The 13,730-nt window shown below is 70.0% G+C and carries 15 protein-coding genes; 3 read left to right on the top strand and 12 right to left on the bottom strand.

Annotated features, from left to right (window positions below):
• Positions 1-5: 5 nt before the first annotated feature.
• The 5 genes from G472_RS0111395 to G472_RS0111375 are packed head-to-tail and all read right to left on the bottom strand — an operon-like array spanning position 6 to position 5,913.
• Positions 6-749 carry a 4Fe-4S dicluster domain-containing protein gene (locus tag G472_RS0111395; RefSeq protein ID WP_029008505.1) on the bottom strand — a complete coding sequence of 248 codons (744 nt, stop codon included), beginning with the start codon at positions 747-749 and terminating at the stop codon, positions 6-8.
• A gap of 11 nt (positions 750-760) precedes the next feature.
• On the bottom strand, positions 761-3,619 hold the full coding sequence (locus tag G472_RS32590) for a molybdopterin oxidoreductase family protein (RefSeq protein WP_051340700.1): 2,859 nt from the start codon (positions 3,617-3,619) through the stop codon (positions 761-763).
• A 57-nt stretch (positions 3,620-3,676) separates the two neighbouring features.
• Entirely contained in the window at positions 3,677-4,219 is a 543-nt protein-coding gene (locus G472_RS0111385; protein WP_029008504.1) for a universal stress protein, read from the bottom strand.
• A gap of 2 nt (positions 4,220-4,221) precedes the next feature.
• Entirely contained in the window at positions 4,222-4,968 is a 747-nt protein-coding gene (locus G472_RS0111380; protein ID WP_029008503.1) for a TIGR02186 family protein, read from the bottom strand.
• A gap of 3 nt (positions 4,969-4,971) precedes the next feature.
• Positions 4,972-5,913, bottom strand: coding sequence for a sulfite exporter TauE/SafE family protein (locus G472_RS0111375; protein ID WP_029008502.1), 942 nt, complete (start codon positions 5,911-5,913; stop codon positions 4,972-4,974).
• A gap of 341 nt (positions 5,914-6,254) precedes the next feature.
• On the opposite strand from G472_RS0111375, the gene cobA reads away from it, so the two are divergent.
• The gene (gene cobA, locus G472_RS0111370; protein ID WP_029008501.1) at positions 6,255-7,055 is read left to right on the top strand and encodes a uroporphyrinogen-III C-methyltransferase; all 801 of its coding nucleotides are present in this window, start codon (positions 6,255-6,257) and stop codon (positions 7,053-7,055) included.
• A gap of 34 nt (positions 7,056-7,089) precedes the next feature.
• On the opposite strand, the gene G472_RS32585 is transcribed toward cobA, so the two are convergent.
• The 4 genes from G472_RS32585 to G472_RS0111350 all read right to left on the bottom strand — a co-directional run bounded on the left by G472_RS32585 (position 7,090) and on the right by G472_RS0111350 (position 9,626).
• Positions 7,090-7,344, bottom strand: a complete 255-nt coding sequence (locus tag G472_RS32585) for a DUF6967 family protein (protein WP_051340699.1) — start codon at positions 7,342-7,344, stop codon at positions 7,090-7,092.
• A gap of 25 nt (positions 7,345-7,369) precedes the next feature.
• On the bottom strand, positions 7,370-8,272 hold the full coding sequence (locus G472_RS0111360) for a TauD/TfdA family dioxygenase (RefSeq protein WP_029008500.1): 903 nt from the start codon (positions 8,270-8,272) through the stop codon (positions 7,370-7,372).
• Positions 8,273-8,382: 110 nt separating this feature from the next.
• Entirely contained in the window at positions 8,383-8,733 is a 351-nt protein-coding gene (locus G472_RS0111355; protein WP_029008499.1) for a protein tyrosine phosphatase family protein, read from the bottom strand.
• 32 nt (positions 8,734-8,765) lie between these two features.
• Positions 8,766-9,626, bottom strand: a complete 861-nt coding sequence (locus G472_RS0111350; protein ID WP_029008498.1) for an MBL fold metallo-hydrolase — start codon at positions 9,624-9,626, stop codon at positions 8,766-8,768.
• A 172-nt stretch (positions 9,627-9,798) separates the two neighbouring features.
• Between G472_RS0111350 and G472_RS0111345 the strand changes: the two genes are divergently transcribed.
• Positions 9,799-10,536, top strand: a complete 738-nt coding sequence (locus tag G472_RS0111345) for a CbiX/SirB N-terminal domain-containing protein (protein WP_029008497.1) — start codon at positions 9,799-9,801, stop codon at positions 10,534-10,536.
• A gap of 13 nt (positions 10,537-10,549) precedes the next feature.
• Here G472_RS0111345 and G472_RS0111340 read toward each other — a convergent pair whose 3' ends face one another.
• Together G472_RS0111340 and G472_RS0111335 are read right to left on the bottom strand one after the other, a co-directional pair.
• Positions 10,550-11,185 carry a hypothetical protein gene (locus G472_RS0111340; protein WP_029008496.1) on the bottom strand — a complete coding sequence of 212 codons (636 nt, stop codon included), beginning with the start codon at positions 11,183-11,185 and terminating at the stop codon, positions 10,550-10,552.
• 118 nt (positions 11,186-11,303) lie between these two features.
• Entirely contained in the window at positions 11,304-11,744 is a 441-nt protein-coding gene (locus G472_RS0111335; RefSeq protein WP_029008495.1) for a MarR family winged helix-turn-helix transcriptional regulator, read from the bottom strand.
• A gap of 127 nt (positions 11,745-11,871) precedes the next feature.
• Here G472_RS0111335 and G472_RS0111330 point away from each other — a divergent pair, with 127 nt between their 5' ends.
• Complete coding sequence (locus G472_RS0111330) at positions 11,872-12,192, top strand: heavy metal-binding domain-containing protein (RefSeq protein WP_029008494.1); 321 nt, start codon at positions 11,872-11,874, stop codon at positions 12,190-12,192.
• 49 nt (positions 12,193-12,241) lie between these two features.
• Here the strand turns inward: G472_RS0111330 and G472_RS0111325 are convergent, their stop codons facing one another.
• Positions 12,242-13,468, bottom strand: a complete 1,227-nt coding sequence (locus tag G472_RS0111325; protein ID WP_245593461.1) for a methyl-accepting chemotaxis protein — start codon at positions 13,466-13,468, stop codon at positions 12,242-12,244.
• Between the last annotated feature and the right edge of the window lie 262 nt (positions 13,469-13,730).

Genomic DNA, 13,730 nt, shown 5'->3' with positions numbered 1-13,730 from the left:
CCTCCTCAGCGCGACAGCATTCGGTCCATCCAGCGCAGGAAACCCGCGGGCGCGGGGTCCTCGTTGGCGGGGCGCGGCCGCTGGCCGACGTTGTCGAGCGGCCGGGCGGCCGGGCGCGGCGGCAGGTACTTGGTGGTCGGCTGGTAGCCCAGCTCCGGCAGAAGATCGAAGCCGCCCCGCTCGGCCACCAGCTTCGACACGGCGGAGTGCGGGTCGCCGAGGTCGCCGAAATGGCGGGCCCTGGAGGGGCAGGTCGCGACGCAGGCCGGCACCCGGTCGGCCTCGGGCAGGCGGGTGTTGTAGATCTTGTCGATGCACAGGGTGCACTTCTTCATCACCCCCTCGTCCTCGTCGAACTCCCGCGCCCCGTAGGCGCAGGCCCAGGAGCACAGCTTGCAGCCGATGCACTTGTCGTGATCGACCAGCACGATGCCGTCCTCGGCCCGCTTGTAGGAGGCGCCGGTGGGGCAGACGGTCACGCAGTCCGGAAACTCGCAGTGCAGGCAGTTCTTGGGGAAGTGGACGGTCCGCCCGTCCGCCCCCTGCCCGGCTTCGAAGGTGTGGACCCGGTTGAACCAGACGCCGCGCTGCTCGGCCTGATAGGCGTTGACGTCGGTCAGCGGGGCGGAATGGCCGCCGGTGTTCCATTCCTTGCAGTTGGTGGCGCAGGCGTGGCAGCCGACGCAGGTGTCGAGGTCGATGACGAGGCCAAGGCGTTTGGCGCCCCGCTCGGCCGGAAGGCTGGTCATGCGTTCTCTCCTCAGCGGGGACGGCGGAAGGCGGAGCCGTAGCGGTTCACCTCCGGCGCGGGCTCCAGCCCGACCGGCCGCTCGATCACGGGGAACTGCGGCTCGCTCACCGCCTCCTCACCGGGCTCGCACTTCTCGATGCGCACACGCAGGTCGAACCAGGCGGCCTGCCCGGTGACGGGGTCGGAGTTGGACAGGCGCCGCCCGCAGGATTCGGGCGGCAGCAGCTCGCTGATCAGGTGGTTCAGCAGGAACCCCTTGCGCGCCTCGCCCGCATCGGGCGCCAGGTTCCAGGCGCCGGCCCGCTTGCCGATGGCGTTCCAGGTCCACACCGTGTCGGGGTTCAGCCCCTCCATCAGCTTGACCTGCACCTTGATGGTGCCGTTGTGGCTGGTGACGCGCACCCAGTCGCCGTCGGCGATGCCCATCCGCCGCCCCGTCACCGCCGCCACGTACAGCTTGTTGGAGCCGAGGATCTGGCGCAGCCAGGCGTTCTGCGACCCCCAGGAGTGGTACATGATCATCGGCCGCTGCGTCAGCGCGTGCAGCGGGAAGGCGTCGGTGTCGACCTTCGCCTCTTCGAAGGGGACGTACCAGACCGGCAGCGGGTCGAACGCCTCCTTCACCCGGGCGCGCAGGTGGTCGGGCGGCTGGACGCTGCCGTGCCCCTCCGCCGCCAGGCGGAACTTCTGCATCGGCTCGGAATAGAGCTGCAGGACGATGGGGTCGGACGAGGCGATGAAGCCCATGTGGACCGCGAACTCAAGATAGTCGCGGTTGGCGAACTTGTAGAATTTCTGGCCCGGCTCCAGGTGGTGGGCCCAGAAGCACTCGTTCTCGACGTAGCGGCGGAGCTGGTCCGGGTTGACCGCGCCGCGCCCGAAGGTCTCCCCTGCCGCGCCGCGCCAGCCGGCCAGCGGGCCGATGCCGGGCGTGCGCTCGTGGTTGACGATGTAGTCGGGATAGCCGCCGGGAAACTTGGGAGATCCGTCCTCGTTGGTCATCCCCGGCAGGCCCAGCCGGGCGCCCAGGTCCAGCAGGACGGTCTGGAAGGCGCGCACGTCCCGATCGGGCTCCACCACCGGCTGGCGGATGGCGTCAGCCGGCCCGTCCGCCTCGCAGATCGGCCGGTCGAGCAGCGAGATGCAGTCCCACCGTTCCAGATAGGTGGTGTCGGGCAGGATCAGGTCGGCGTAGGCCACCATCTCCGAGAAATAGGCGTCGGAATAGATGATGCGGGGGATGCGGTACTCCCCGGTGGCCGGGTCCCTGTCGGTCAGCATCTCCATGACACCCTTGGTGTTCATGGTGCTGTTCCAGCTCATGTTGGCCATGTACATGAACAGCGTGTCGATGGGATAGGGATCGCCCTTCCACGCGTTGGTGATGACCATGTGCATCAGCCCGTGGGAGGACAGGGGCGCCTCCCACGAATAGGCTTTGTCGATGCGGATGGGGGTGCCGTCCGCCTCCACCAGCAGGTCTTCGGGCCCGGTGGTGAAGCCCAGGGGCATGCCGCCCAGCGGCTTGCCCGGCGTCACCGTCTTGCCCGCCGGCTTGGGACCCGGCGGGATGGGCTTGGGGAACGGCGGCTTGAAGCGGAAGCCGCCGGGGCATTCCACCGCCCCCAGCAGCACCTGCAGCAGGTGGATCGCCCGGCAGGTGTGGAACCCGTTGGTGTGGGCGGAGATGCCGCGCATGGCGTGCATGGCGACGGGGCGCCCGATGGTGGTCTCGTGGCGCCGGCCGGCCCAGTCGGTCCACGGGATGTCCAGCTCGATCGCCTCCTCGAAGGCGACGTGGGCCAGCTCCATGGCGATGCGCCGGATGTCGGCGGCCGCCACGCCGCAGCGCTCGGCCACCGCGTCGGGGCTGTACTCGGGCGCCATGTAGCGCTCTGCCAGAAGCTGGAAGGACGTCACGGCTTTGCGCCCGTCGGGCAGCGTGTGGGTGCCCACCAGCGCCGGCATGATGTTGGCCTCGCGGGCGTCGACCAGCGTGCCGGTGGCGTGGTCGTAGCACAGCGGCGCGCCGTCGGCGCCGCGGGCGAACAGGCCGTGATCGGGGTCGCCCGGCGCCCGGATCACCAGCCACGGCGCGTTGGTGTAGCGCACGAGATAGGCGTCGTCGATGCGGTCGGCGTGCAGCAGCTCATGGATCAGCGCCATGACGAACAGGCCGTCGGTGCCGGGGCGGATGCCCACCCATTCGTCGGCCACGGCGGAATAGCCGGTGCGGATCGGGTTGACCGACACGACCTTGGCGCCGCGCGCCTTCAGCTTGCCCAGACCCGTCTTGATGGGGTTGGAATCATGGTCCTCGGCGACGCCGAACAGCAGGAAGTATTTGGCGCGGTCCCAGTCCGGCTCGCCGAACTCCCAGAACGAGCCGCCGATGGTGTACAGCCCGCCCGCCGCCATGTTCACCGAACAGAAGCCGCCGTGGGCGGCGAAGTTGGGCGTGCCGAACTGGTTGGCCCACCAGCCGGTCAGCGACTGGCTCTGGTCGCGGCCGGTGAAGAAGGCCAGCTTCTTCGGGTCGGTGGCGCGGATGCCGCCCAGCCAGTCGGTGGCCAGGGCCAGCGCCTCCTCCCACTCGATCTCCTCGAACTTCGCCTCGCCCCGCTCGCCCACGCGCCTGAGCGGCTTGCGCAGGCGGGCCGGGGAGTAGTGCTGCATGATGCCCGACGAGCCCTTGCCGCACAGCACCCCCTTGTTGGTGGGATGGTTGCGGTTGCCTTCGATGTAGCGGACAAGCCCGTCCTTGAGATGCACCCTGATGCCGCAGCGGCAGGCGCACATATAGCAGGTGGTGTATTTCACCTCGTCGTGGACGACGGGGGACAGGTCGATCCGGCGTTCGCTCAGCATGGTCCTGGCGCTTCCTCTCCGAAGGTTGCCTCCGCTTCACGGAAGGTCGGTTTCGTTCTAGGTGATCGCCTCGATCTCCTCGCGGGACAGGGATCCCGGCACGATGGTCACCGGCACCCGCATTCCCGCGGCGTTCTTGCCGGTCAGATTGCTGACGAGGGGGCCGGGCCCTTCGGCCCCCGTGCCGGCGGCCAGCACCAGGACGGAGATGCTCTTCTCCTCCCGGATCAGACGGATGAGTTCCTCGGCCCGGTTGCCTTCGCGGATGAAGAACATCGGCATCTTGCCGGAGCAGGTCTTGATGCGCTCCGATACGATGCCCAGCGTGATCTCCGCTTCCTCCCGCGCCTCCTGGCGCATGACGTCGCCCACGCCCATCCAGTTGCCGATGTCGGCGGACCCGGTGTCCTCCGGCTCGATCACGTAGAGCAGCGCCACCCGCCCGCCGGTGCGGGCGGCGCGCCGGCAGGCGAACAGGATGGCGACGCCCAGCTCGGGGCTGCTGTCGACCACCACCAGGAACACGCGTTCCCCGGGATCGGGCACGGGCGGGGCGGCCGGAACGTCGTCACCGGCGGGGACGGGGGGGACGGAGGTCATGGTCACACCTTCTTTCGGAAGACGATGCCGGCGAGCCATCCGGCGAGAACCGATACGGCGACGGCAAGGGCGCCGTAGGCGGCGGCGTGCCGGTTGGCGAACCAGTGCACCTGTGCCCCCATGCCGACCTTGCTGACCACCAGCGGCGTCGGCTGGGAGCTGACCACCCGGCCGTCCTTGACCAGATAGATCATCGCCCTGAATTCGCCCACCGGCACGCTGGACGGAAAGCGCAGATCGGCCCGGAACAGGCGTTCGCCGGTGAAGCGGATGCCGGTTTCCTCGAAGTACAGCCCCTGTTCCTGCTTCAGGCGGAACAGTGCCTCCCGGTAGGCAGCGACTTCCGCCGCCGGGGCGGCGGGGTCGGCCGGAGCCGGGCGGATGGCGTCGAAGCCGATGCCGTGGGCCGCGGCTTCCGCGGGGTCCAGGATGTCGCCGGCGGGGCGGCTGGACAGCACCGCATAGAAGCTGGGGACGTCGCGAAAGCGCAGCCCCTCGGTGTTCACCCAGATGCCCATGCGCCGGTCCTTGCGGCGCAGCGTCACGTCGCTGCGCGGGCCGGTGACCACCAGGACGACATCGCCCGCCCCGTCGGTGGCGCCGAACAGCAGGAGGCTGGAGCCGGTGAAGCCGGTGGTGATGGCGATGAGGTGGTCCGACAGGTCGGCAACCACCTCCGATCGCACCGCACCGGCCGGAACCGGGACGAGCAGCAGCGCCGCCAGCGCCGCGACGACCAGGGTCCGCATGGCTCAGTGCCCTCCCTTGGCGGCGAAGGAGTACAGCTCATCCGGTTCGAGCACCAGGCCGAGCGCCATCTTGAAGCAGACCGCCAGCACCACCGCCGCCAGCCCGACGCGAAGCTGCTCCGCCTTCAGCTTGCCCCCCAGCCAGGTGCCGACCTGGGCGCCGATGACGCCGCCCACCAGAAGCTGGAGCGCCAGCAGGACATCGACCGTGTGGTTCTGCCATGCCTGGAGGAACGCGGTGTTGGCGGTGACGAAGATGATCTGGAACAGCGACGTCCCGATCACGACCTTGGTCGGCATGCCGATCAGGTAGATCATGGCGGGGACCATGATGAAGCCGCCGCCCACGCCCATCAGGGCGGAGAGGATGCCGACCAGGAAGCCCACCCCCAGCGGCACGATCGGGCTGATCACCAGCTTGGAGCGGCGGAACGCCATCTTGAAGGGCAGCCGGCGCACCCAGCCGCCGCGCCCGCGCCCGCCCGACGGTGCGGCCACGCTGCCGCCGCCGGCCAGCGCCGCCCGGCTGCGCAGGATTGAGCCCAGGCTTTCGGCGAACATCATCGATCCGACGATGCCCAGCACCACCACATAGAGCAGCGCGATGGTCACGTCGATCTGCCCGATGCCGCGCAGCCAGGTGAAGACCCGCACCCCGACGAACGATCCGGCCAGGCCGCCGATCAGCAGCACCACCCCCATCTGGACGTCCACGTTGCCCTTGCGCCAGTGGGCGAGAACGCCCGACACCGAGGAGCCGACGATCTTCACCGCCTCCGTCCCCACCGCGACGGCCGGGGGCACGCCGATGAAGATCAGCGAGGGCGTCATCAGGAAGCCGCCGCCCACACCGAACATGCCCGTCAGCACGCCGACCCCGGCGCCGAGCAGAACCGGGATCAGGAAGTTCAGCGACATTTCCGCGATCGGCAGATAAATGTGCATCGCCATAGTCTTTCCACGAAGGAGTCCGCACCGGTGGCTTCACGCCCCCGCCCCGTCGGGGTGGAGGCGGCAACGGAGCGGCTTCATCGTCGGCGCCGCAGGCGGCGTCGCCGGCCTGCCGCCGTGCATGCGCAGGATTCCATATTCCGTTTCTCGGATATTAGAACTATCGAATGGACACTTCTTAAAACCGTCCGCCCCCTGAACGCAAGACCCCAATGCGCCGAAGGGCATATCGGCAACAATCCGTCGCGCCCCGCACCGGTGGCTCGCGGAAACGCTGGACATCATATTACGGAACCATCATATTATGGAATACTCATATTGAGGGGTTGCCGAACATGCCTCAATCCACCGTGTCCCAAGGGTTCGTCCACCTGGTGGGCGCCGGTCCCGGCGACCCCGACCTGCTGACCGTCAAGGCGTTGCGCCTGATCCGCAGCGCCGACGTGGTGGTGTTCGACCGGCTGGTGAGCCCCGAGATCCTCGACCTCATCCCCGCCGGGACGACTCGCATCTACGCGGGCAAGGCGCTGAACCGCCACCACATGCCCCAGGATTCCATCAACGAGCTGCTGCTGAACCTCGGCCGCTCGGGGCGCCGGGTGGTCCGCCTGAAGGGCGGCGATCCCTTCGTCTTCGGCCGCGGCAGCGAGGAGGCGGAGCATCTGGCCCGCCACCGCATCCCCTTCGACGTGGTGCCCGGCATCACCGCCGCCGCCGGGTGCAGCGCCTACGCCGGCATTCCCCTGACCCACCGCGGGCTGGCGTCGGGCGTGCGCTTCCTGACCGGCCACATGCGCGAGAACCGGGAGATTCCCTACGACTGGTCGCGAATCGCCGACGCCGACACGACCCTGGTGTTCTACATGGGGCTGGCGACGCTGCCGGAGATCGTGAGCGGCCTGCTGGGCGCCGGGCTGCCGCCCGACACGCCGGCCGCGGCGGTCCGCAACGCCACCACGCCGCAGCAGCGCCGGGTCGTCGCCACGCTCGCCACGCTGCGCGACCGCGTCGCCGCCGCCGGCCTGTCCTCCCCTGCCACCGTCATCATCGGCCGCGTCGTCACCCTGGCCGACACGCTCTCCTGGTTCGTCCCGGCCGGGAACGGGGAGGCGGAGGAGCGGGCGCGCACGGCCTGAGCGTCAGGCCGTCCCCGCCCGCGCGGTCCGGCGGTCAGCCGCCGTCCACGTCCAGCGCTTCGGCTTCCCCCTCGGCGACGTCGGTCCAGCCGTCGGTGAGGGCGCGCAGGCGGGCGATGGCGCGGGCGTCCAGGTCGACGACGGTGAACCGCCGGCCCTCGCGGATGCGCAGGCGCAGCAGCCGCAGTCCGGTGTCGTAGACCACCTCCTGGATCAGCATCTCCTTGCCCCAGGGAAGGGCGACGGTGTCGCGGTCGGCGACGCTCTCGCCGTCGGTCGGTGCGGTCATCGGGAGAAAACCTCGTTGGCTGGCATCAGGCGGCGGAAACGCGGTCGTGGAACCGGGCGCGGTAGACCAGCCGCGTCCGGTCCGGCGCATCCCGGAATCCGGTGCGGTTGTGCAGCACGTTGTTGCACAGCAATCCCTGGCCGGGCGCCATGCGGTGGCGCAGGACCCACGGGCAGCCGCCGTTCAACAGGCCGTTCAGCGCGGCGACGGCGGCGGTGACCGCGGGGTCGTCCTTCCACACCACGTGGCGGACGCGCGCGGTGTAGCGCATGTGCAGCGCCCCGGTCAGCGGGTCGACGGAAAACACCGGGCCGGGCTGGGCCGGACGCGGCGGCTGGCCGGGTTCGGCGTTGGGCGGGATGGTCATGGCGTCGGGCTGCGACAGGGCGGCGATGTGGCCGGGATCGGCATCGCGCAGCGCGATGTAGGCCAGTTCATGGTCGAGCAGCGCGTTCTCCCCGCCCTCCGCCGCATCCTGCACCGTATAGAGGACGAGGCCGCGCACCGGCCGGTGCAGCGGGTTGTAGTAGCCGTCGGTGTGCCAGGACAGCGGCCGGTCGGTGTAGGGGATGTAGGCGCGCCGCGGACCGTCGGCGGCCACCGTCAGCGGCGAGATGCCGTCCTCGTCGGCCAGCATGTTGCTGTCCAGGTCGTCCAGCCCGAACGTCCGCGCGAAGGCGCGCAACCAGTCCCGGGTGCCGTCGGCCACCACGGGGCCGACGAACAGCGCCATGTTGTGGCGGCGGCAGCGCTCCGCCAGGGCGGCGCGTTCGGCCGCCGTGACGGCCCGGGGGTCGGCCAGTTCGACCAGCAGATCGTCCGGCCGTGCGGGCAGGTGCGCCAGCTTGGCGTCGCGCCAGCGCGTGTACGCGGCCGCGTCGTCCGGCGCGAAGGGCCCGCGCGGCGGGCCGGCCGTTTGCGCTGTCACGCCCATCCCCTGTGCCCATTCCCTGGTTGCGGAGAACCGGTGCCGATCATCGCATCGGCACCGGCGTTCCACAAGGGTTCCCTAATGGAAATGGGTGGGATGGCGGATGATCAGCGCTGTTCCAGCCGGCGGGCCCTGGCGTAGGAGTGCAGCGTGGAGGACCGGGCGCCGGAGCGGCAGTACGCGACCACCGGGCGCGGCGACTGCGCCAGGATGTCGGCGAAGCGGTCGACCATCTCCAGCGTCAGCGGGTCCCGCCCGACCGGAATGAAGTGGTATTCCAGGCCGTGCTGCGCCGCCAGCTCGGCGGCGCGGGCGTGGGGAAGCTGCGTCGCCTCCTCCCCGTCGGGGCGGTTGTTGACGATGGTCTTCACGCCCTGGCGCGCCAGGTCGGCGAAGTCCGCCTCCTGAAGCTGTCCGCAGACGTAAACGTTATCTTCGACCCGGGCGAGAGTGGGCATGGGATGTCCTTCGTTTTGCAGGCCCGGTCGGGTCACAGCCGATCCACCGGGATCTTGAGATAGCGCACGCCGTTCGATTCGGGAGGGGGCAGGTGCCCGGCGCGCATATTGACCTGGACCGACGGGACGAGCAACGCCGGCAGATCCAGCGTGCGGTCGCGGGCGGTGCGCATGGTCACGAAATCCGCCTCCGAGATGCCGTCCTTCACGTGGATGTTGGCGCGGCGCTGCTCGGCGACGGTGGTTTCCCAGGCCGGCCCGCGGCCGGCCGGCGGGTAGTCGTGGCAGACGAAGACCCGCGTCGCGTCGGGCAGATCCAGCAGGCGGCGAATCGAACGGAACAGCGTCGCCGCGTCGCCGCCGGGAAAGTCGCAGCGCGCCGTCCCCACGTCGGGCATGAACAGGGTGTCGCCGACGAACAGGGCGTCGCCGATGCGAAAGGCGACGCAGGCCGGCGTGTGTCCGGGGACGTGCAGCACTTCGGCATCCATCGCACCGATGCCGAAGGTGGCACCGTCCTCGAACAGGACGTCGAACTGGCTGCCGTCGGCGGTGAAGGCGGGTTCCGCGTTGAAAACCCCGCCGAAGATGCGCTGCACGTCGCGGATGTGGCTGCCGATGGCGATGCGGCCGCCCAGCTTTTCCTTCAGATAGGGGGCGGCGCTGAGGTGGTCGGCATGGGCGTGCGTCTCCAACAGCCAGTCCACACGCAACCCCTGCGCCTGGATGAAGGCGGCGACCCGGTCGGCCGACTCGGTGCGGCGGCGCCCCGACGCCATGTCGAAGTCCAGCACGGGATCGATGATGGCGCAAGGGCTGCCGGGCCCGCCGTGCACCACATGGGTCACGGTCGCCGTCCGCGGGTCGAAGAAGGATTCTACGATGGGTGTCATGGCGTCTCCCTCCCGGGGTGTTTTATACGTCCCCCGGTCAGGCAATCTATTAGATTCGACTAATGATTCAAGGCGGGCGGCAACGATTTCCCGGGGGGCCGGGCTGGCCGGAGCCGGCGCCGCGCGCCAGATGGTAGGGGCCGCACCGCCGCGGTCCCGTTCCGGAGCACCGATGCCCGCGCCCTCCCTCCTGCTCTTCGCCCACGGCACCTCCGACGGCGCCGGGGCCGCCATTGCCGACTCCCTGGTGGCGGACCTGCGCCGTGCCGGCGGCTTCAGCGCCGTCGAGGCGGCCTTCGCCCTGCAGCCGCCCGCCCCTGCGGCAGCGCTCACCCGCCTGCCGCCGGGACCTGTGGCGGTGATGCCCCTGCTGACCACCGGCGGCTACATCGCCGGAAGCGTGCTGCCGCGGCTCCTGGCCGAGGCGGGGGCGACCGGGCACGCCGTCGACGTGCTGCCGCCGCTGGGCCTCGATACGGAGATCCCGGGCCTGGTCGCCGGCCTGGCGGACGCGGCCATCACCGGGGCGGGGCTCGATCCGCGAACGGTGGCGGTGCTGGTGGCGGGTCACGGCAGTTCGCGCTCCGACGCCTCGGCGCGGGCGACGCGGGGCGTCGCCGCGGCGCTGGCCGGCCGCTACGGCGAGACGGGCACCCTGTTCCTCAGCGAGGCGCCGACCGCCGACGCCTGGCGCACCGTGACCGGCCGCGCCTGCGTGGTCGTCGTTCCCTTCTTCCTGTCGGGCGGCCACCATGAGGATGACGACCTGCCGGCCCTGCTGCGCGCGGGCGGCGGCATACCCGACGGCACGCCCGCGCAGGGGCGCCGGCTGTGGCTGACCCCGTCCGTGGGCCGCCACCCCGCTCTGCCCGACCTGATCCGCCGCCGCGCCCTGGCGCGATTCGCCTGACGCCGGCGCGCCGTCAGCCGCGCAGGGGCCGGACGACCTGCATCGCCACACCGGCCAGCCGGGCGCGGTCGAGGGCGGTCGGACCGCAGTCCGGGTCGGTGGAGACGGGCACCAGGAACGGCGGGTGATAGCGGTAGCCGCACACCCCGTCGTCGCCCACGGTGATCACCACGTCGCCGGCGCGCGGCTCCACCTCGTCCGCGGGCTCCAGCACCACACGGTCGTCGGGCAGGATGCCGGCGGCGTTCAGGGTCCGCGCCCCGACGCGCAGAGCGAACGCCCGGCGCGACACCGGGCGGTCGACCGGCACGCAGGGGCCGCCGTCGCGCAACCGGTCGGCCACGTACACCTCCGCCGCCCGGCGGCCGAGCGCCAGCACGGCGACGGCCTGGTCGCGCTCCAGCACCGGCACGCGGCACAGCCGGGGAAACCGCCTGTCGTCGAGGAAATGCGGCTCCGCCCCGGCGGCGCGCGCCAGACGGCCGATGGTGTCGGTGCCGGGCAGGCTGCCGGTCCGCGGGTCGTGCAGAAAACGGGTCAGGTTGCTGGCCGTCACCCCGGCCGCCTGCGCCCACGCCCGCGCGCTCCAGCCGCGGGCCTCCATCACGCCGGTCATCCAGCGCAGCAACGCCTGCCGTGTCCCGTCCATGCCGCACCTCCCCCCGCCACCGGCGCGGAGAATGGCGGATCAATGCGAAATCGCAAGCCGTTCCTGCGGAGCAACCCGTTCCGGCCGGACACCGATGCGGATTCGCACCAACATCCCGTCAGGATTCCGAATCGCGTTCCAGGTTCTCCACCAGCTTGTCCATCAGCCGCCGGAACTCCTCCCGCTCATCCCCGCTCAGCCCGTCGGTGGCCAGGGCGTTGACCAGCTCGGTCGCCTTCATGACCGGCTCCTCCAGGGCGCGGGCGCGGTCGGTGAGATAGACCAGCGCCCGGCGCCGGTCCCGCGGATCGGGTAACCGGCGGATCAGGTCGTCGCGCTCCATGCGGTTGAGGGTGTTGGCCATGGTGGGCTGCTCCACCTGGACCAGCCGGCACAGCTCGGCCTGGCTGATGCCCTCGCGCTCCCACAGGCACAGCAGGGGCGGGAGCTGTCCGGGGTAGAGCCCGTGGGGCTGGATGCGGCGCTCCAGCGCCCGGATAAAGAGGCGTCCGGCAAAGCTGGCGAGGTATCCGACGGTTTCGGATCGACGCGACGGCATGGGGCGCTCTCCGGCATTTGGTTTTGTCTCGCTTCCATATAACGTTTAAGCCGTCGAGCGCCAGGGTTGCCGTGCTCACGCTTCGATGCCATGTGCCGGCGAGGGATTTGCGCCACGGAGAAGGACCATGTTGATCACCACCACCGATTCCGTCGAAGGCCGCCGGGTCGTCGCCTATCTGGGTGTCGTCACCGGGGAGGCGATTCTCGGCGTCAACGTCTTCCGGGACCTGTTCTCGGGCATACGCGACATCATCGGCGGCCGTGCCGGCGGCTATCAGAACGCCCTGCGCGACGCGCGCGAGGCGGCCTTCGCCGACATGGCCGAGGCGGCGCGGGTGCTGGGCGCCGACGCCATCGTCGCCGTGGACGTGGATTACGAGGTGCTGGGCAAGGAGAACGGCATGCTGATGGTGTCGGTCAACGGCACCGCGGTCCGCCTGGGATAAGCGCCTTCGCCCTCCCGATCATCGGACCGGGAGGGCGAAGGCGGAGCCTTCAGACCTTGTAGGCGATCCGCACGCCGCCCCAGTGGCGCCCGCGCACCATGATGGGGGCGGAGACGTCCTTCATCAGGGCGTAGGTGCCGCCGCCCATGTCGCGGCGGTAGGTCTGCAGCAGGAACGGCTTCACGTTGCGGCCGGCGGCCAGGCCCACGCGGTCGTTGAAGATGCGTCGGTTCCGGCTGTGGGCGGCGTTCCACACGGGATCTCCGGGGCGCTGGGCCTGGTTGAAGCGTGCGTTGTGGGTGGGCAGGTAGCCGTTGGTGTCGACCGCCACGCAGAACACCACACGCTCGTCGCTGCCGGCCACCGGCTCCTGGATCGACGGCAGGACGCGGTCGCAGAATGCGGTGTAACGGGTCATCATCTGCTGCGGGTCGGTTCCCGCGATGGGCTGGTAGTTGCGGTCGAACAGGTCCTGTTCGGCAATCTCGCCGCGTCCGACCGCGTCCTCGAAGGCGGCGGCGATCCTGGCGGCGGCTTCCCGCGCCTTGCGGATGTACGGCGTATCCACCGTCTCCACGTTCAGTTCGGCGGTGATGCCGATCAGGCGCTCGCCCATGCCCAGCAGGTTGTTGATGCGGTCGCGCGCCTGCCCCAGGTTCTCGTTGGAAAGCTGCACGCCAACCGCCAGGTCGGAGATTTCCCGACCCAGCTCGTCGCAGTCGGCGGCGATGTCGGCCGACGCATGGTCGATCTTATCGGTTTCGATGTGCAACTCGTTCATGGCGCGACCGACCGTGTCGATCACCTGGCCGATGGCCGTCGTGCCCTCGTTGACCGCGCGCGCCTTCACGGCGCTGGCGGAGCTTTCCACCATCAGGCGCTGGGCCTGCTCGTTCAGGTACTTCAGCGTGGCGTCGATTTCCGCCGTCGCCTCGCTGGTCTTGGTGGACAGGGCCTTGACCTCGCCCGCCACCACCGCGAAACCCCGCCCCGCCTCGCCCGCGCGCGCCGCCTCGATGGTGGCGTTCAGGGCCAGCAGGTTGGTCTGCTTGGCGATGGCGTAGATTTCCTTGGCGACACGCCCGACCCGGTCCAGCGCCTCGCGCAGGCCGGTGATCTGGGTTTCAATACCGCCCACGGCGGCCACCAGGGCGTGGATGTCCGTCAGCGATTGCTGCACCTGGTCGTGGGAAGACTCCACCTCCCGGCGCGCCCGCTCGGTTACAGTACGGGCAACGGACGACGCCGCAGCAATACGTTGCGTGCTCGACGCCATCTTGGCACCGGTCTCCCGCAATTGCGAGAAGACTTCAGCCTGGCGGTTGATTCGACCACTGACATCTTCAACGTGACCGGCCACGTCGGCTATTTCGATGCCCAGCGTCCCTGCTTCCGCCGCAATATCCGCTATGAGATACGACCGGTTTTCGAACGTGCTGTCCATTGCGTCCGCCGCTTTTTTGTAACCGTTGTATGGAGCGTTTTCTCCCTTTTGTGATTATTGCCGGATTTTTGCAAAATCGCAACACACAGGGGAG

This window comes from Azospirillum halopraeferens DSM 3675 (assembly GCF_000429625.1).
Classification (GTDB): domain Bacteria; phylum Pseudomonadota; class Alphaproteobacteria; order Azospirillales; family Azospirillaceae; genus Azospirillum; species Azospirillum halopraeferens.
The sequence above is the reverse complement of the archived record's forward strand: the minus strand, read 5'-3'. Positions and strand labels throughout refer to the sequence as shown.